An 18,621-nucleotide genomic window follows, 5' to 3' on the forward strand; every position below is an offset into this window, starting at 1 on the left:
CGAGGGTTCGATCCCCTTCGTCCACCCCATATTCCGAGAAAGCGCCAGATTAATCATCTGGCGCTTTTTTTTGCATCCCAAAAAGCCGGGGCTTGTTTCTGCAGGCATTTGCGGGCATTGAGTCGCGTGAGGGGTTCGCGGATTCGGGGTGTCAAGAAAAAAACAAGCATTCTCAATGCCTTGGCGTTAGAATCGTTGCCGGTTTTGAACGTGTAGAACTGATGCTCGGCTATATAGAGGTCAGCACCGCTATTAAATAGCGATAACGGCGCAGTACCTGGAAAAGGGCTGTGCCGTTTTTGTTTGAGCGTTTCGAGTTTCCAGGGCAGGGCGCTTCGTCGTATTTGTGTTTCGCGATGCTGCGGCCGGCCTGTCGATCTTGTTCGCAAGATCGGCGGCCAGGGTTTGTTTGCGGACCCTTCTATATATAGAAGGGCTGGCGCAGAGCCCTGGCGTGATGAGCTGTATTTGCTAATGGGCGCAGGTGCATGCGTGCACTTGAACCTACAAATGGCCTGCTGTTTTTTTACCCGTTTCCAGTAGGGTGACTTCTTGAGTTTGACCCTCTAGAATGCATGCCCTTGATTCTGGGGTCGGAAACGGCCGGCTAACGTCTGTGCAACGAGGAATATTCATGCAAGTTTCTGTTGAAAATACTACTGCTATTGAGCGCCGCCTGAGCATCACCGTGCCGGCAGAGCGTATCGAAACTGCGGTCAACAAGCGTCTGCAGCAGACTGCCCAAAAGGCCAAAATCGCTGGTTTCCGTCCGGGCAAAGTGCCAATGAGCGAAATCAAGCGCCGTTTTGGTGCTGATGCGCGTCAGGAAGCGGTAGGCGACGTGATCCAGGCTTCCTTCTACGAGGCCGTTGTTGAGCACAAGCTGAACCCGGCTGGTTCGCCTTCGATCGAGCCTAAGTCCCTGGAAGCTGGCAAGGACCTGGAATACGTTGCCGTATTCGAAGTGTTCCCAGAGTTTGAAGTGGCCGGTTTTGACGGTATCGAAATCGAGCGCCTGAGCGCTGAAGTTGCCGATTCCGACCTGGACAACATGCTGGAAATCCTGCGCAAGCAGAACACCCGTTTCGAAGTGGCCGATCGTGCCGCCCAGAACGAAGACCAACTGAACATCGATTTTGTTGGCAAGGTTGACGGCGAAGTATTCGCTGGCGGCTCCGCCAAGGGCACTCAGCTGGTGCTGGGTTCCAACCGCATGATCCCTGGTTTCGAGGACGGCCTGGTTGGCGCCAAAGCCGGCGAAGAGCGTGTTCTGAGCCTGGCTTTCCCTGCTGACTACCAGAACCTGGACCTGGCTGGCAAAGCCGTCGAGTTCACCGTGACCGTCAACAGCGTTTCCGAGCCTAAGCTGCCTGAGCTGAACGAAGAGTTCTTTGCTCAGTTCGGTATCAAGGAAGCCACTCTCGAAGGTTTCCGCACCGAAGTTCGCAAGAACATGGAGCGCGAGCTGCGTCAGGCGATCAAGTCCAAGGTCAAGAACCAGGTCATGGACGGTCTGCTGGCCGCCAACCCGATCGAAGTGCCTAAGGCTCTGCTGTCCAACGAAGTGGATCGCCTGCGCGTTCAAGCGGTTCAGCAGTTTGGTGGCAACATCAAGCCTGACCAGCTGCCGGCCGAGCTGTTCGAAGAACAAGCCAAGCGTCGCGTTGTGCTGGGTCTGGTCGTGGCCGAAGTGGTCAAGCAGTTCGACCTCAAGCCTGACGAAGACCGCGTTCGCGAAATGATCCAGGAAATGGCTTCGGCCTACCAGGAGCCTGAGCAGGTTGTGGCTTGGTACTACAAGAACGACCAGCAACTGAACGAAGTACGTTCGGTTGTGCTGGAAGAACAAGTTGTGGATACTGTTCTGCAGAAGGCTAAGGTGACCGATAAAGCGGTCTCTTACGAAGAAGCAGTCAAGCCGGCAGAAGCAGCACAAGCCGACTGATTGTCCAACTCGTTGGAAATTCAACCATAAGCCAGCCTCGCGCTGGCTTATGCGTTTTCAAGACATGACTATTTGGGAGTAACTGCAGAGCATGTTCCGTAATTCCTATATTCAGCAGAACTCTGATATCCAGGCCGCAGGCGGCCTGGTCCCGATGGTTGTCGAGCAGTCCGCTCGTGGCGAACGCGCCTACGACATCTACTCGCGCCTGCTCAAGGAGCGAGTGATCTTTCTGGTGGGCCCGGTAGAGGACTACATGGCCAACCTGATCTGTGCGCAGCTGCTGTTCCTTGAAGCGGAAAACCCGGACAAGGACATCCATCTCTACATCAACTCGCCGGGCGGTTCGGTGACAGCAGGCATGTCGATCTACGACACCATGCAGTTCATCAAGCCGAATGTCTCGACGACCTGCATTGGCCAGGCCTGCAGCATGGGCGCGTTCCTGCTGACGGCGGGTGCCGAGGGCAAGCGTTACTGCCTGCCGAACTCGCGCGTGATGATTCACCAGCCACTGGGCGGCTTCCAGGGCCAGGCGTCGGACATTGAAATCCATGCCAAGGAAATCCTCTTCATCCGCGAGCGTCTCAACACGCTGATGGCCAAGCACAGCGGGCACACGCTGGAAGAAATCGAGCGCGACACCAACCGCGACAACTTCATGAGCGCCGAAGCCGCACGTGCATACGGGTTGATCGACGCAGTGATCGAAAAGCGCCCCGCTTAATATAAGCCGCTCAAAATAGGGCTGGTCGGCGTGTCCGATCATCGGCGGCTTGAAAAAGCCCGCATAAGCCTTCATCTTGTGTTGCAAGCCTATCGGATTTGGATCGAACGAATGACTGACACCCGCAACGGCGAGGACAACGGCAAGCTGCTCTATTGCTCCTTCTGTGGCAAAAGCCAGCATGAAGTACGCAAGTTGATTGCCGGCCCCTCGGTCTTTATCTGCGACGAGTGCGTCGACCTGTGCAATGACATCATCCGTGAGGAGGTGCAGGAAGCCCAGGCCGAAAGCAGCGCGCATAAATTGCCTTCGCCTAAAGAAATCAGCGGCATCCTTGATCAATACGTGATTGGTCAAGAGCGTGCAAAGAAGGTTCTGGCCGTAGCGGTGTACAACCACTACAAGCGTCTGAACCAGCGTGACAAGAAAGGCGACGAAGTCGAACTCGGCAAGAGCAATATCTTGCTGATCGGTCCTACAGGCTCGGGTAAAACCCTGCTTGCAGAAACCCTCGCTCGTCTGCTGAATGTTCCGTTCACCATCGCCGACGCCACCACCCTCACCGAGGCTGGCTACGTGGGCGAGGACGTTGAGAACATCATTCAGAAACTGCTGCAGAAGTGCGACTACGACGTAGAGAAGGCCCAGATGGGTATTGTCTACATCGACGAAATCGACAAGATCTCGCGCAAGTCGGACAACCCGTCGATCACTCGGGATGTTTCCGGTGAAGGCGTGCAGCAGGCCCTGTTGAAACTGATCGAAGGCACGGTAGCTTCCGTACCGCCACAAGGCGGCCGCAAGCACCCGCAGCAGGAATTCCTTCAGGTAGATACGCGCAACATCCTGTTTATCTGTGGCGGTGCATTCTCCGGGCTGGAAAAAGTTATCCAGCAACGTTCTACCCGGGGCGGTATCGGTTTCAGTGCAGAAGTGCGCAGCAAGGAAGAAGGCAAGAAGGTGGGCGAGTCCCTGCGTGAAGTCGAGCCTGACGATCTGGTCAAGTTCGGTCTGATCCCGGAATTCGTTGGCCGTTTGCCGGTCCTGGCCACGTTGGACGAGTTGGATGAGGCTGCTCTGATTCAGATCCTCACCGAGCCGAAAAACGCGCTGACCAAGCAATACGCCAAGCTGTTTGAGATGGAAGGTGTGGACCTCGAGTTCCGTACTGACGCACTCAAGTCGGTAGCCAAGCGGGCGCTGGAGCGCAAGACCGGTGCACGTGGTCTGCGTTCTATCCTTGAAGGCGTGTTGCTCGACACCATGTATGAAATCCCCTCGCAGTCCGAGGTGAGTAAAGTGGTGATCGACGAAAGCGTTATAGAAGGTAAGTCCAAGCCACTGTATATCTACGAAAACAGTGAGCCGACTGCCAAGGCTGCGCCAGACGCGTAAGCGTTTCGCAGTTTCGGTACAAACAAGGGGCCCTAGGGCCCCTTTGTTTTTTGTGCAGGTTTTTATCCTGACGCGTTTACTGCGTTTAACTGCTGGCAATAAGCTTGTTTTTTTTGCATGCAGCCCCCATCTTGGTTTCAAGCTTATTTTTGAACTGTCATAGAGGCGAAATCATGAAGACAACCATTGAATTGCCTCTCCTGCCGTTGCGTGATGTCGTCGTCTATCCGCACATGGTTATCCCGCTGTTCGTGGGGCGCGAGAAGTCTATCGAAGCCCTTGAGGCAGCGATGACGGGCGACAAGCAGATCCTGCTGTTGGCCCAGAGAAATCCTGCCGATGATGATCCAGGCGAAGACGCCCTGTATCGCGTCGGTACCATTGCCACTGTTCTGCAACTGCTCAAACTGCCTGATGGCACCGTCAAGGTGCTGGTGGAAGGCGAGCAGCGTGGGGCGGTAGAGCGTTTCATGGAGGTGGATGGTCACCTGCGCGCCGAAGTGGCGCTGATCGACGAAGTCGAAGCCCCTGAGCGCGAATCCGAGGTTTTTGTACGCAGCCTGCTCTCGCAGTTCGAGCAGTATGTGCAGTTGGGCAAGAAAGTCCCGGCTGAAGTCCTGTCTTCCCTCAATAGCATTGATGAGCCAAGCCGCCTGGTCGACACCATGGCCGCGCACATGGCGCTGAAGATCGAGCAGAAGCAGGACATCCTCGAAATCATCGACCTGTCGGCCCGTGTTGAACACGTGCTGGCGTTGCTGGATGCCGAGATCGACCTGTTGCAGGTTGAAAAGCGCATCCGTGGTCGTGTGAAGAAGCAAATGGAGCGCAGCCAGCGCGAGTACTACCTGAATGAGCAGATGAAGGCCATTCAGAAAGAACTTGGCGACAGCGAGGATGGCCACAACGAAATCGAAGAGCTGAAAAAGCGCATCGATGCCGCCGGCCTGCCGAAAGACGCCCTGACCAAGGCCAATGCGGAGCTGAACAAGCTCAAGCAGATGTCGCCGATGTCCGCTGAAGCCACTGTGGTGCGTTCGTACATCGACTGGCTGGTGCAGGTGCCGTGGAAGGCTCAGACCAAAGTGCGTCTGGACCTGACCCGTGCCGAAGAAATTCTCGACGCCGATCACTATGGCCTCGAAGAAGTCAAAGAACGGATCCTCGAATACCTCGCCGTGCAAAAGCGCGTGAAGAAAATTCGTGGTCCGGTGTTGTGCCTGGTCGGTCCTCCGGGGGTCGGTAAAACTTCCCTGGCCGAGTCGATTGCCAGTGCCACCAACCGCAAATTCGTACGCATGGCCCTCGGCGGTGTGCGTGATGAGGCGGAAATCCGTGGTCATCGCCGGACTTACATCGGTTCGATGCCAGGAAGATTGATTCAAAAGATGACAAAAGTGGGGGTGCGCAACCCGCTGTTCCTGCTCGATGAAATCGACAAAATGGGCAGCGACATGCGTGGCGATCCGGCATCGGCATTGCTGGAAGTGCTCGACCCTGAACAAAACCACAATTTCAACGACCATTACCTGGAAGTCGACTACGACTTGTCCGACGTAATGTTCCTGTGCACCTCCAACTCCATGAACATTCCACCCGCGTTGCTGGACCGGATGGAGGTGATTCGTCTGCCGGGTTACACCGAAGACGAGAAGATCAACATCGCGGTCAAATACCTCGCGCCCAAGCAGATTTCGGCCAATGGCCTGAAGAAAGGCGAGATCGAATTTGATATCGAAGCGATCCGCGACATCGTGCGTTACTACACCCGCGAGGCCGGTGTACGGGGCCTTGAGCGCCAGATCGCGAAGATTTGCCGCAAGGCGGTCAAAGAGCACGCGCTGGAAAAACGCTTCTCGGTGAAGGTGGTGGCCGATTCCCTGGAGCACTTCCTGGGCGTGAAGAAATTCCGCTACGGCCTCGCCGAGCAGCAGGATCAGGTAGGGCAGGTGACTGGCCTGGCGTGGACCCAGGTGGGCGGCGAGTTGCTGACCATCGAAGCCGCGGTGATTCCGGGTAAAGGCCAACTGATCAAGACCGGTTCCCTGGGTGACGTGATGGTCGAATCCATCACCGCCGCGCAGACCGTGGTGCGCAGCCGCGCCAGGAGCCTGGGGATTCCCCTGGACTTCCACGAGAAGCACGACACCCACATCCACATGCCGGAAGGGGCGACGCCTAAAGACGGCCCTAGCGCTGGCGTAGGCATGTGCACGGCCCTGGTGTCGGCATTGACCGGCATTCCGGTGCGTGCCGATGTGGCCATGACGGGGGAAATCACCTTGCGTGGTCAAGTATTGGCCATCGGTGGTCTGAAAGAGAAATTGCTTGCCGCACATCGGGGTGGTATCAAGACCGTGATCATTCCTGAAGAGAATGTTCGCGACTTGAAGGAAATTCCTGACAACATCAAGCAGGATCTTCAGATTAAACCGGTTAAATGGATTGACGAGGTCCTGCAAATTGCGCTGCAATACGCGCCGGAGCCCTTGCCGGATGTGGCTCCGGAGATAGTTGCCAAGGACGAAAAACGAGAGTCTGATTCCAAGGAAAGAATTAGCACGCATTAATGTGAATAAGCCTGGTGGCTTCCTTGACAGCTTTTTAGAGCCCTTGTTATAAAGCGGCTCTTAAGTGTCTGTAGGCCATTCAGCACTGATTTTTGCTGTTTACCAAAAAACTTAGAATCATACTCAATAGATATATAAGGGGACTTAGAGTGAACAAGTCGGAACTGATTGATGCTATCGCTGCATCCGCTGATATCCCGAAAGCTGCTGCTGGCCGTGCGCTGGATGCAGTAATCGAATCCGTCACTGGCGCTCTGAAGGCCGGCGACTCCGTGGTACTGGTAGGCTTCGGTACTTTCTCTGTGACTGACCGCCCAGCTCGCACTGGCCGCAACCCACAGACTGGCAAAGCACTGGAAATCGCTGCTGCCAAGAAACCAGGTTTCAAAGCCGGTAAAGCCCTGAAAGAAGCCGTCAACTAAGCTTCGATCAAGCCTTTGCTACCCGGGTCGGACGCAGGTCTGGCCTGGCAGCGGAGCGGCAGCTGACCCACCTATCCATTGGGTCGCCACGCCGGGGGTGCAGGTTCAAACCCCCGTCCGCTCCGCCAGTTACGAGAAGGCGCATCCTCGGATGCGCCTTTCTTCTATCCGGACTCTACCCACGCTCCACGGTTGCCAATTTTTGAAGTTCAACCGTTTCTGGGGGACGCATGCTGCAAAATATCAGGGACAATTCACAAGGCTGGATTGCCAAGACCATTATCGGGATCATCGTCGCATTGATGGCGTTCACCGGTATCGAGGCCATTTTCCAGGCTTCGGGTACTAACAAGCAGGACGTGGCCAAGGTCAACGGTGAAGAAATCACCCAGACCGAGCTGAGCCAGGCCGTCGACATGCAACGTCGCCAGCTGATGCAACAGTTGGGCAAGGATTTCGATGCTTCGCTGCTGGACGAAAAACTGCTGCGCGAAGCGGCCCTCAAAGGCCTGATCGATCGCAAGCTGCTGCTGCAAGGCGCCGCCGATTCCAAATTTGGCTTCTCTGAAGCTGCATTGGACCAAGTGATCCTGCAAACGCCGGAATTCCAGGTCGACGGCAAGTTCAGCGCCGAACGCTTTGACCAGGTGATCCGCCAGTTGGGCTACAGCCGTCTGCAGTTCCGTCAGATGATGACCCAGGAAATGCTGATCGGCCAGGTTCGCGCAGGCATTGCCGGCAGCGGTTTCGTCACCGATGCCGAAGTGCTCGCATTCGCCCGTCTGGAAAAACAGACTCGCGATTTTGCCACCGTCAACATCAAGGCCAACCCTGCGGCGGTGAAACTCACCGACGACGAGGTCAAGGCTTACTACGACCAGCACGCCAAAGAGTTCATGACCCCGGACCAGGTGGTCATCGACTATCTGGAATTGAAGAAGTCTTCCTTCTTCGACCAGGTCAACGTCAAGGACGATGAGCTGCAGGCGGCCTACCAGAAAGAAACCGCCAACCTCGCTGAACAGCGTCGTGCGGCGCACATTCTGATTGAGGTCAACGACAAGGTCACCGAGGCGCAAGCCAAGGCGAAGATCGAAGACATCCAGGCACGCCTGGCCAAAGGCGAGCAGTTCGAAGCCCTGGCCAAGGAGTTTTCCCAGGATCCAGGCTCTGCCAACAATGGCGGTGACCTCGGGTTTGCCGGCCCTGGCGTCTACGATCCGGATTTTGAAACCGCCCTGTATGCGTTGAAACAGGATCAGGTCTCGGTACCGGTGCGCAGCAGCTTCGGTTGGCACCTGATCAAGTTGTTGGGCGTTGAAGCACCGCAAGTGCCGACGTTCGCCAGCCTGAAAGACAAGCTGACCCGTGAGCTCAAGACCCAGCAGGTAGAGCAGCGTTTTGTCGAAGCGACCAAGCAATTGGAAGATGCGGCATTCGAAGCGTCGGACCTGGCTCAACCAGCCTCCGACCTGAAGCTCACCGTGCACACCTCCGCGCCGTTTGGCCGTGAAGGTGGCGAAGGTGTTGCGGCCAACCGTGCCGTGGTCACTGCTGCATTCAGCCCGGAAGTGCTGGATGAAGGTGCCAACAGCACCGCCATTGAGCTGGACCCGGAAACCATCATCGTGCTGCGTGCCAAAGAGCACCGCAAACCGGCGCAATTGCCGCTGGAAAGCGTTGCTGCGGCGATCCGCACCCAGATGGCCAAGGAGCGCGCCAGCGCGGCTGCCAAGACTCACGCTGACGAGCTGATCGCCAGCCTGCGTGATGGCAAGACGCCGCTGAACCAGCCGGTTGACGGCCAGGCATGGAAAGTCACTGAAGCGGCTACCCGTAGCGCGGAAGCGATCGATCCTGCCGTGCTGCAAGCCCTGTTCCGCATGCCTAAGCCTGCGGCCAAGGACAAGCCGACCTTCACCACCGTGACCCTGGCTGACGGTAGCCTGGCGATCGTGCGCTTGAACGGTGTAAATGAAGCAGCAGCCCCATCGGACGAAGAAAAGGCGCAATACCGCCAATACCTCGCTTCCCGTGTCGGCCAGCAAGACTTCGCGGCGTACCGCAAGCAGCTGGAAACCCAGGCTGACATCAAGAAGTTCTGATGGCGGTTTGAATAAAAAGCCCCCGGCCTGAAAAGACCGGGGGGCTTTTTTATGTCCGCGTGTTTTATCGGTGCCTGGCCACGGCCAGTAGCATCAATCCCACCACCGCCCACGGGAACGCGCTGACGCCCCAGCGTTGAAGCAGTAGACCGCCGATCAGGCCGCCTCCGGCAATTCCCAGGTTCCACACGGTCACCAGCATCGACTGTGCGGCATCCGCCGATTCCCCTGCTGATTTGGCCAGCGCCGTTTGCAGCAATGCCGGCAGACCGCCGAACGCGAGGCCCCATAACGCGACAGCGATGTAGACCGCCGCTGGCACGTCGATCCAGAACACCAGCGCCAAGCCGATCAGGCCGAACAATGCGCAGCTGATCAGCAGCAGTGTGCGCAGCCACCGGTCAATCAATATCCCGGTCAGCCAGATGCTCAACAGCGCGGCGAGGCCAAACACCAGCAGTACCCGGTCGATGTCGGTGGCAATTGCGGCGGGCACCAGTAATGGAGCGATGTAGGTATAGAGAATGTTGTGGGCCAAGACGTAGGTAAAGGTCACCCACAACACGGGGCGGATGCCGGGCAATGTCAGTACTTGGCGTAATCCCTGGCGCTTGCCCGTCGGTTGACCCGCGAAGTCGGGCAGTTGCCAGCGAGCCCATATCAGCAGCACCAGCGTGAGGCCGGTCATGATCGCAAAGCTCAGTCGCCAGCCAACGGCCGCACCGAGCCAGGTTCCCGCTGGCACGCCCAGGGACAAGGCCAGTGGTGCGCCGAGCATTGCCACCGCGATTGCCCGGCCTTGCAGATGTGGCGCGACCATTCGGCTGGCGTAACCCGCCAGCAGCGCCCAAAGCAGTCCGGCAAACACCCCGGCAAAAAAACGCGCCACCAGCGTCAGCCCATAGTGGCTGGAGAAGGCCGTCACGCTGTTGACCAAGGCAAAGCCGCCGATGGCGATCAGCAGCAGCGGGCGTCTGCGCCAACCTCGGGTCAGCAGCGTAAGAGGGATGGCTGCCAATAACGATCCGATGGCGTAGAGGGTGACCAACTGGCCAACCAACGCTGGCGACACGCCGAGGCCTTCGCCCATCTGCGGTAGCAGCCCGGCGGGCATGGCTTCGGTGAGGATGGTGATAAATCCCGCCGAGGCCAGTGCCAGCAGGCCGCCCACAGGCAGCGATTCATGTCGGGCTGTGGCGGCAGCGTCAGCCAGTGAAGCGTTAGAACTCATAGCGCTGTTTCCATGCAAAAGGGCAAGCCCGCAGAGTAGGGGGCTGTGACCGAAGGAAAAACAGGCTAAGGTTCCGAACTTATCGGACGTGGATGTCCGTAATCAGCTGGGGCAAAATCATGGACAGTTTGGGCAGCCTGTCGGTATTTGTGCAGGTGGCGGAGACCCGCAGCTTCACCGCCGCCGGGCGGGTATTGGGTGTGTCGTCTTCGGCCGTGGGCAAAAGCATTGCGCGGATGGAAGACCGTCTGGGCGTGCGGCTGTTTCACCGCAGTACACGCAGCATTACCCTGACGGGCGAGGGCGCGCTGTTCCTTGAGCGTTCACGGCGGATTCTGGCCGAAGTCGAGGCCGCGGAACGCGAGTTGACCGAAGCCAGCGCCACGCCTCGGGGCAAGTTGCGCATCAGCGTGCCACAAGTGCGCGGCTTGCTGATGCCGGTGCTCAGTGACTTTATGCGTGCGTACCCGGATATCGAGTTGGATGTGGATTTTTCCGACCGCATGGTGGATGTGATCGAGGAAGGTTTCGATGCGGTGATTCGTACCGGCAAGCCGGAAGATTCACGCTTGATGGCCCGTCATCTGGGGCATTACCAACTGGTGCTGGTGGGCACGCCGGCGTACTTCGCGCAGCACGGCACACCGCAACAACCCGAGCATTTAAATGAACACGCCTGCCTGCGTCACAAGTTCTGCGCCACCGGCAAGCTGGAACCCTGGCCGTTGCGCCTGGAACCCGGTGCTGCCGAACTGACGTTGCGCACTCCGCTGGCCAGCACCACTATCGAGTCGCTCAACCATGTGGTCCACGAAGGGCTGGGGATCGCTTGTTTGCCCGACTACATGGTCAACCAGGCGGTGCGCGAGGGACGACTGCAACGGGTGCTGGATGATTATCTGGAGCACCGTGGCAGTTTCTGGATGTTGTGGCCATCAAGTCGCCATGCTTCGGCCAAGTTGCGCGTGTTTATAGACCATATGTGCGCAGGGCTTTTTCCTGCAGCCGCCGTACTGTAGCCCTGTGACGTTTTACCGACAGGAATGTGCGCGCCAAGGCCTCGTTCTGTTGCACAATAACGCCCGGACTGTTTTCTTCAGGATTATCGATGTCGACATCATTTCACTTGCGTAGCCTCGGGCTGGCGCTGGTGTTGGCGGGCGCCGCGGGCTGCTCGTCACCCAAACCCGCTATTTATGAACATGAGAGTTTCGACGACTCCGGCACGTTTTCCAGGGATTACCCGGTCAGTGATGCCGCGGCGTGCGAAGCTGCGCGGCGTGCCTTGCTGAGCCAGGGCTACATCATCACCAGCAGCGATCCCAAGGTTGTCGTCGGTAACAAAAGCTTCCAGCAGACCGGTGAAACCCATCTGCAGATCAGCTTCAACGTGGTGTGTGCCGATGATGGCAAAGGCACCAACCATTCGACGATGTTCGCCAACGCCCTGCAGGACCGTTACGCGCTGAAGAAGGTCAACAACTCCGCGAGCCTGGGTGTGGGCGTACTGGGATCGGTGTCGATGCCGATCGGCTCCACCGATGACTCGATGGTCAAGGTGGCCAGCGAGACGGTGTCCGCGCCGAAGTTCTACGAGCGTTACTTCGCGCTGGTGGACGTGTTCCTGCCCCAGGAAGTGAAGAAGGCGGAGCATATTCCCGAGCAACCCAAGGCTGAATTGGGTGTGCCGGAGCCCAAGGCGGCACCGCTGGTCGAGAAGGTCGAAGCGCCAAAGGAAGCGCCTGCTGCGTCGGAACCCGTGGCACCACCGGCAGAGCCTGCGCCCATTGCGCCGCAGGAAGAGCCGGCACCGACGCCAACGCCAGCACCGACCAATCCGGACCTGCCGGCACCGACCGAAGCCATTCCGCCCCTGCCGACGCCTGCGCAGTAAATCAGACTGCTACGGGGTCGGCCTTGTCGACGTTGATCCCGTAGCGCTTGATCGCCTCACTGACTTTATCGCGACCGATCACGTTGTCATCGGCCAGTGCCTTTTCAGTGCCTACCTGATGGCAATCGCGCTTCAATCTCCCCAGTGCTAAATCCGTATAACGCTGCTACGTTTAATCCTGGAGTGCAGGAACGTCATGACGTCGACATTTTTTCGTCATCACGGCACTTTAGGCTGGCTGTGCAGGTCATTTATTGGCAGCCGCTTTTAATTCAAGACAAGGAGCCCACCATGGACGATTACCAGGAAGAACTGCTTGAGTACCACGCAATTGAGCTGGACCCGCTGGAACCTGCAGACGACGCCACAGAGCTGTAAGACCGACGTCAGGCGGAATGCCGCTGACTGCGGCGAAATTCCCCTGGGGTCTGGTTGTTCCACCGCCTGAAGGCCCGTTGGAAGGCTTGGGCTGAGGCAAAACCGAGCAAGTAGGCGATCTCGCCGAACGCCAGTTCCGTATCGCGAATGTAAGTCATGGCCAGGTCGCGGCGGGTATCGTTGAGAATCGCCCGGAACTGAGTGCCTTCTTCGGCCAGTTTGCGGCGCAGTGTCCAGGTTGGCAGCTTCAAGCGTGCCGCCACTTCTTCCAGGTCGGGTTCCCGACCGCCATTGAGCATCGGCCCGAGCAACCGGGTAATGCGCTCGCGCAGGCTGCGGGTGCGGGTCAACTGCTCCAATTCCCGTTCACACAATTGCAGCAGCAACTGCCAGGTACTCGGGCAATGCTGTGGGTTGCGCAGGCCCAGGGTCGATTGACTCAGGCGCACCTGGTTGGCTTCGGCCCCGAAGTGCACCGGGGTTGCACCCAGTTGGCTGTACTGCTCGCTGTAGTCGGGAGCGTCAAACTCGATCTCGATGCGTTGCACCTGCAACGGTTGTTGAGCCAGGCTGGCGAGCTGATGCAGCCAGCTGGAAATGATCGAGTCCACCACGAAGCGGTTGTAGGCGTTGTAGGGGCTGATGGAGTAGAAACGCAGCCAGGCGCCTTCGGCATCCTCGTGGAAACTCGATTGCCCGCGATAGTTGGCGCCATACAGCGGCTCAAAGCGTGTCAGTGTGCGGGCGGCTTCGCGGACGTTGGGCGCCTGGGCGGCGGTGACGCCGGCCAGGCCCGCCTGGCTCATGCGGCTCAGTTGACCCATGCGCAAGCCCAATCCGGGGTCGCCGGTCAGTTGGATGGCCGCATGGCCCAGGCGCATATAACGTGGGATCGACAAGCGCGCGCCTGCTTCGGCGAGGCGCGCCGGGTCGAGGCCGTATTGCAGCAACAGCGGCTGCGGGTCCAGGCCGTGGCTGTGGATCGCATCGGCCAGGGTGTGCACGAAGCCTACCGACAGATCCCCAAGGCGCACCGGCTTCACCGCGTTACAGCCAGATGTTCAGCAAGCGCGCACCACGGGCGTCGCCGTCGGCGCTGATCTGTCCGTTGTGGCTCAGGAAACTCTGCCCGGCAGTGCCCAAATCCCAGAACTGCCCGCGCAGGAATACGCTCATGCCGGCGCTGGCCTGGCTGATCGGTTGTTGGCTGATCAAGGTCAGGCGGCGCCACGCTTCGCCTTCGCTGAGTTCCTCGGGCTTGAGGCTGATTTCCTGGGGTGTGGAAACACTTTTAAAACCGCGCCATGGGCGTTCCCAGGTGTCGCGGCCGAGCACAAAGGCTGGCACCGCGATCAACTGCGCGCCTTGTTCATTGAGCTTGCGGTAGTTGTCCGGGTACCAGCTGTCACTGCCCACCAGCACGCCGAGGCGCCCGGCCGGGGTGTCGACCACGCTGACGACATTTTCATCACCAGGCTCGATAAAACCGCGCTCGTCGTAGATCGGGTAGAGCTGGCGTTGCAGATCGCCGATGGGCAAGCCATCCGCTGCAAACACCACGCTGGCGTTGAACAGCGCGCCATGGCCGACCTGGAGTTGCCCCTGGCTCACACTCGGGTTGGGCAGGGCGATGGAGCCGGCCACCACCGTGACCCCGAATTCTTTGGCCAGGCCACCGAACAGCACCTGGTAGTCACGCGCCATGGCCGGGGCTTTCATGCGCAGGTAGGCGTCGTTGGTGCGGTCATCGCCCGTGGCGCTGATCCAGGCTCGCAGGAACTGCAGCGGATTGCTGATCGACAGCCAATGCATCGCCTCCTTCACATGCAGCGCCTGGTACACCTCGTTTTTCTCGCCAGTGAGCATCAGCCAGGTGCCGATGTGTTCCGGCAACACGACGATGGTCTTGTCGTTGATCAGGCCTTGGTCCCGGGCGTTTTGCAGGTAGGCCGCGAGTTTCAGGTGCAGACGTTCCAGGCTCTGGTAGTCGGCGGGGAACAGCTCCGGCTGGATACCCAGCAGGTTGCCGCGGTCGGCAGGCTGGCCTTCGTTGACGGCGACGGTGCTGCGCAGGTCCGACAGGTAATGCGCCACAGGGCGCTCCTGGGTCCAGACCAGATAGGCGGCGACGGCGGCAGCCAGGGCCAGGGTGACGGTAAAAGCTAGAAGTTTACGCATGGGGGAACAGACAACAGACCGGGTGCAGGGTTCGCTGACTAGGGTAGGGCCCCGGCAGCGGCTTGCCAAGAGGCGCTGTACATTTGGATCAATAAGTTGTGAGTTTCGGTCATTGAGCGGTAGGGGATGGCCTCTTAGTCTGTGGGACATAAACCGATGGCAGGCCATTCGAGCCTTCCACGTCCCGTGATGATCCGTTGTGGAGCTGTACCATGAGCGCTGCTGCCTACCCGCACCTGCTGGCCCCGTTGGACCTGGGTTTTACCACGCTGCGCAACCGCACCCTGATGGGCTCGATGCACACCGGCCTTGAAGAAAAGCCCGGTGGTTTCGAACGCATGGCCGCTTATTTTGCCGAGCGCGCCCGTGGCGGCGTGGGCCTGATGGTCACCGGCGGGATTGGCCCGAATGATGAAGGCGGCGTGTACGCCGGTGCGGCGAAGCTGACCACCGACGAAGAAGCACAAAAGCACAAGATCGTCACCCACGCTGTGCACGAAGCGGGCGGCAAGATCTGCATGCAGATCCTCCATGCCGGCCGTTATGCCTACAGCCCCAAGCAGGTCGCGCCCAGCGCGATCCAGGCGCCGATCAACCCGTTCAAGCCCAAGGAATTGGACGAAGAGGGCATCGAAAAGCAGATCCAGGATTTTGTCACGTGCTCGCTGCTGGCTCAGGTCGCCGAGTACGACGGCGTGGAAATCATGGGTTCCGAAGGTTATTTCATTAACCAGTTCCTCGCCGCCCACACCAACCACCGCACCGACCGTTGGGGCGGCAGCTACGAAAACCGCATGCGCCTCGCCGTGGAAATCGTGCGCCGTGTTCGCGAAGCGGTCGGCCAGAAATTCATCATCATCTTCCGCTTGTCGATGCTCGACCTGGTGGAAGGCGGCAGCACCTGGGAAGAAATCGTGCAGTTGGCCAAGGCCATCGAGCAGGCCGGTGCAACCCTTATCAATACCGGGATCGGCTGGCACGAAGCGCGTATCCCGACCATCGCCACCAAAGTGCCACGCGGCGCGTTCAGTAAAGTCACGGCCAAATTGCGTGGCGCGGTGCAGATCCCGTTGATCACCACCAACCGCATCAACACCCCGGAAATTGCCGAGCAGATCCTCGCCGAAGGCGATGCCGATATGGTCTCGATGGCGCGGCCGTTCCTTGCCGACCCGGAGTTCGTCAACAAAGCCGCTGCCGGCCGCGCCGATGAAATCAACACCTGTATCGGCTGCAACCAGGCCTGCCTGGACCACACGTTTGGCGGCAAGCTGACCACCTGCTTGGTCAACCCTCGTGCGTGCTATGAGACCGAGCTCAATTACCTGCCGGTCAAGCAGATCAAGAAAATCGCCGTGGTCGGCGCCGGCCCTGCGGGTCTGGCCGCGGCCACGGTGGCGGCTGAGCGCGGTCACCAAGTCACGCTGTTCGATTCGGCCAGCGAGATCGGCGGCCAGTTCAACATCGCCAAGCGCGTGCCGGGCAAGGAAGAGTTCTTCGAAACCCTGCGCTACTTCAAGCGCAAGCTGCAGACCACCCACGTTGAGCTGTGCCTCAACACCCGCGTGGATGTGGCGCAACTGGCGGCCGGCGGCTACGACGAGATCATCCTGGCCACCGGCATCGCACCGCGTACCCCGGCGATTCCTGGCGTAGACAATGCCAAGGTGCTGAGCTACCTGGACGTGATCCTCGAACGCAAGCCAGTGGGCAAGCGCGTCGCGGTGATCGGCGCGGGCGGTATTGGTTTTGACGTGTCGGAATTCCTCGTGCACCAGGGCGTGTCCACCAGCCTGGACCGCGAAGCATTCTGGAAAGAGTGGGGCATCGACACCCAACTGCAAGCCCGTGGCGGCGTGGCCGGGATCAAACCCGAGCGCCATGCGCCGGCACGTGAAGTCTTCCTGCTGCAACGCAAGGCCTCCAAGGTCGGCGACGGCCTGGGCAAAACCACGGGTTGGATTCACCGCACCGGCTTGAAGAACAAGCAGGTGCAGATGCTCAACAGCGTTGAGTACCTGAAGATCGACGATGACGGCCTGCATATCCGCATCGGCGCCGAGGGTGAGCCAAAGCTGTTGGCGGTGGACAACATCGTCATCTGCGCCGGCCAGGACCCGTTGCGCGAATTGCACGACGGCCTCGTCGCTGCCGGCCAGAACGTGCACCTGATCGGCGGTGCTGACGTGGCGGCCGAGCTGGACGCCAAGCGCGCCATCAACCAGGGCTCGCGCCTCGCCGCCGAGCTGTAAAACCCCCAGCGGGGCGGTGTTAGACTACCGCCCCGTTTTCCATACAGTTCCCGTCCGATGGGCCCCTTCGATTGGTTTCCCTATGCACCCCTTGAGCCCTTGGCGCTGGATTGGCTGAACGGCGTCGAGTTGGCCGTGCTGCGCCTGGACCGCATCGACCCGCTGATCAGCGGCAACAAGTGGTTCAAACTCACCGAGCATCTGACCCAGGCGCAACGGGCCGGGGCCAGCGGGGTTATCAGCCTCGGCGGCGCCTATTCCAACCATCTGCACGCACTGGCGGCGGCGGGCAAGCGTTTTGGCTTTGCCACCGTCGGCCTGCTGCGCGGCCATCCGCAAGACACGCCTACCGTCCAGGATTTGCAGGCGTTCGGTATGCAGCTGCATTGGCTGGGTTATGGCGGCTATCGTGCGCGCAATGAACCGGACTTCTGGTTGCCTTGGCGTGAGCAATATCCCCAGCTGTATCCCGTGCCGGAAGGCGGCGGCGGGTTGCAGGGGGCAACGGGCTGCGGGGTGCTGGTCGAACAGGCCCGTGCGCAATTGAGCAACCTGGGCTGGGCCGATTACGACGGGTGGTGGCTGGCGGCGGGCACCGGCACCACGCTGGCGGGTTTGGTGCTGGCAGAGGCGGGTGCCCATCCGGTGTACGGCGCACTGGCCGTGCCGGACGATCATGGTGTGGCGCAAAACGTGAGTGCCCTGGTGGCGGGCGGCTATCAATTGCGGGACGCCAGCCGGGGCGGCTTCGCCAAGGTCGACCCGGTGTTGCTCGACTTTATTGAAAATACGGAGCAGGCCTGCGGCGTGCCGCTGGAACCGCTCTACACCGGCAAGGCATTGCTGGCCTTGAAACAGCAGATCGAGGCCGGCCACATCGCGCCCGGCACTCGCCTGATCTTCGTGCACACCGGCGGCCTGCAAGGCCGGCGAGGGTTTACAGACTAGCGCGCTTACCCGGCATCATCCGCAGCGCCGTGTTATCGCGCATCACATAATGATGAAAGATCCCCGCCAAGGCATGCAGCCCGATCAGCCAGTAGCCGATCTTGCCGAACAGCACGTGCCAGCTTTCAATCTCTTTGGCCAGGGCCTTGTTCTCGCCAATCAGCGGCGGCAATTCCATGCCATAGAACATCACCGAATGCCCCTCGGCGCTGACGATCAGCCAGCCCGCAATCGGCATGCCGATCATCAGGGCGTACAGCGCGGCGTGCATCAGGGTGGCCAGCAGGCTTTGCCATTGCGGCGGTGCCGGTACGATCTTCGGCGCCACCCCCAGGCTGCGCGCAAACAGGCGCAGCCACACCAGCACAAACACCGTGAGACCGAACATAAAGTGCATCTCGACGATCAGTGTGCGGGCGCCGCTGCCTTTGGGGAACTGGCCGCGTAACTCTATGCAGGCGTAGACCACCGCCAGCAGCACCACCATCAACCAGTGCAGCGCAATCGACATGGTGCTGTAGCGCGTATCGGAATTTTTCCACGGCATCGCTGGGTTCCTCATTCATCAGGGCAAGC

Annotated in this window: 14 protein-coding genes and 1 pseudogene; 10 read left to right on the top strand and 5 right to left on the bottom strand. The window is 59.4% G+C overall.

Annotated features, from left to right (window positions below):
* The first annotated feature begins 634 nt into the window (after positions 1-634).
* The 6 genes from tig (at position 635) to IQK56_RS21880 (ending at position 9,164) form a co-directional block, all read left to right on the top strand.
* Entirely contained in the window at positions 635-1,945 is a 1,311-nt protein-coding gene (gene tig, locus IQK56_RS21855; protein WP_099586642.1) for a trigger factor, read from the top strand.
* Between the two features lie 91 nt (positions 1,946-2,036).
* On the top strand, positions 2,037-2,672 hold the full coding sequence (gene clpP, locus IQK56_RS21860; RefSeq protein ID WP_083357884.1) for an ATP-dependent Clp endopeptidase proteolytic subunit ClpP: 636 nt from the start codon (positions 2,037-2,039) through the stop codon (positions 2,670-2,672).
* Positions 2,673-2,783: 111 nt separating this feature from the next.
* Positions 2,784-4,067 carry an ATP-dependent Clp protease ATP-binding subunit ClpX gene (gene clpX, locus IQK56_RS21865; protein WP_003238279.1) on the top strand — a complete coding sequence of 428 codons (1,284 nt, stop codon included), beginning with the start codon at positions 2,784-2,786 and terminating at the stop codon, positions 4,065-4,067.
* Between the two features lie 173 nt (positions 4,068-4,240).
* Positions 4,241-6,637 carry an endopeptidase La gene (gene lon, locus IQK56_RS21870; protein WP_122306535.1) on the top strand — a complete coding sequence of 799 codons (2,397 nt, stop codon included), beginning with the start codon at positions 4,241-4,243 and terminating at the stop codon, positions 6,635-6,637.
* Positions 6,638-6,786: 149 nt separating this feature from the next.
* Positions 6,787-7,059: an HU family DNA-binding protein gene (locus tag IQK56_RS21875; protein WP_099586644.1), complete on the top strand. Its 273-nt coding sequence runs from the start codon at positions 6,787-6,789 to the stop codon at positions 7,057-7,059.
* A 230-nt stretch (positions 7,060-7,289) separates the two neighbouring features.
* Entirely contained in the window at positions 7,290-9,164 is a 1,875-nt protein-coding gene (locus IQK56_RS21880) for a SurA N-terminal domain-containing protein (protein ID WP_122306536.1), read from the top strand.
* Between the two features lie 64 nt (positions 9,165-9,228).
* Here the strand turns inward: IQK56_RS21880 and IQK56_RS21885 are convergent, their stop codons facing one another.
* Entirely contained in the window at positions 9,229-10,395 is a 1,167-nt protein-coding gene (locus tag IQK56_RS21885) for an MFS transporter (RefSeq protein WP_193864230.1), read from the bottom strand.
* A gap of 119 nt (positions 10,396-10,514) precedes the next feature.
* Between IQK56_RS21885 and IQK56_RS21890 the strand changes: the two genes are divergently transcribed.
* Together IQK56_RS21890 and IQK56_RS21895 are read left to right on the top strand one after the other, a co-directional pair.
* Entirely contained in the window at positions 10,515-11,414 is a 900-nt protein-coding gene (locus tag IQK56_RS21890) for a LysR family transcriptional regulator (RefSeq protein WP_150760607.1), read from the top strand.
* 89 nt (positions 11,415-11,503) lie between these two features.
* Positions 11,504-12,289 (top strand): DUF2242 domain-containing protein, encoded by a 786-nt coding sequence (locus IQK56_RS21895; RefSeq protein WP_122306538.1) that lies wholly within the window; start codon positions 11,504-11,506, stop codon positions 12,287-12,289.
* A 1-nt stretch (position 12,290) separates the two neighbouring features.
* Here the strand turns inward: IQK56_RS21895 and IQK56_RS31435 are convergent.
* The 3 genes and pseudogenes from IQK56_RS31435 to IQK56_RS21905 form a co-directional block, all read right to left on the bottom strand.
* Positions 12,291-12,392 (bottom strand): annotated as a pseudogene (locus tag IQK56_RS31435) (transketolase-like TK C-terminal-containing protein); the annotation flags it as partial.
* Between the two features lie 283 nt (positions 12,393-12,675).
* A complete protein-coding gene (locus IQK56_RS21900; RefSeq protein ID WP_122306539.1) occupies positions 12,676-13,710 on the bottom strand; it encodes an AraC family transcriptional regulator in 1,035 nt (344 codons plus the stop codon).
* Positions 13,711-13,714: 4 nt separating this feature from the next.
* Positions 13,715-14,845, bottom strand: coding sequence for a carbon-nitrogen hydrolase family protein (locus IQK56_RS21905; RefSeq protein WP_150676650.1), 1,131 nt, complete (start codon positions 14,843-14,845; stop codon positions 13,715-13,717).
* 212 nt (positions 14,846-15,057) lie between these two features.
* On the opposite strand from IQK56_RS21905, the gene IQK56_RS21910 reads away from it, so the two are divergent.
* Together IQK56_RS21910 and IQK56_RS21915 are read left to right on the top strand one after the other, a co-directional pair.
* The gene (locus IQK56_RS21910; protein WP_193864231.1) at positions 15,058-17,097 is read left to right on the top strand and encodes an NADPH-dependent 2,4-dienoyl-CoA reductase; all 2,040 of its coding nucleotides are present in this window, start codon (positions 15,058-15,060) and stop codon (positions 17,095-17,097) included.
* Between the two features lie 57 nt (positions 17,098-17,154).
* On the top strand, positions 17,155-18,045 hold the full coding sequence (locus IQK56_RS21915; protein WP_193864232.1) for a 1-aminocyclopropane-1-carboxylate deaminase/D-cysteine desulfhydrase: 891 nt from the start codon (positions 17,155-17,157) through the stop codon (positions 18,043-18,045).
* Here the strand turns inward: IQK56_RS21915 and IQK56_RS21920 are convergent.
* The gene (locus IQK56_RS21920) at positions 18,035-18,592 is read right to left on the bottom strand and encodes a cytochrome b (protein ID WP_150676647.1); all 558 of its coding nucleotides are present in this window, start codon (positions 18,590-18,592) and stop codon (positions 18,035-18,037) included. The two genes, IQK56_RS21915 and IQK56_RS21920, sit on opposite strands and share 11 nt — an antisense overlap.
* Positions 18,593-18,621: the final 29 nt, after the last annotated feature.

The sequence above is a fragment of the Pseudomonas cyclaminis genome (genome assembly GCF_015163715.1).
Classification (GTDB): domain Bacteria; phylum Pseudomonadota; class Gammaproteobacteria; order Pseudomonadales; family Pseudomonadaceae; genus Aquipseudomonas; species Aquipseudomonas cyclaminis.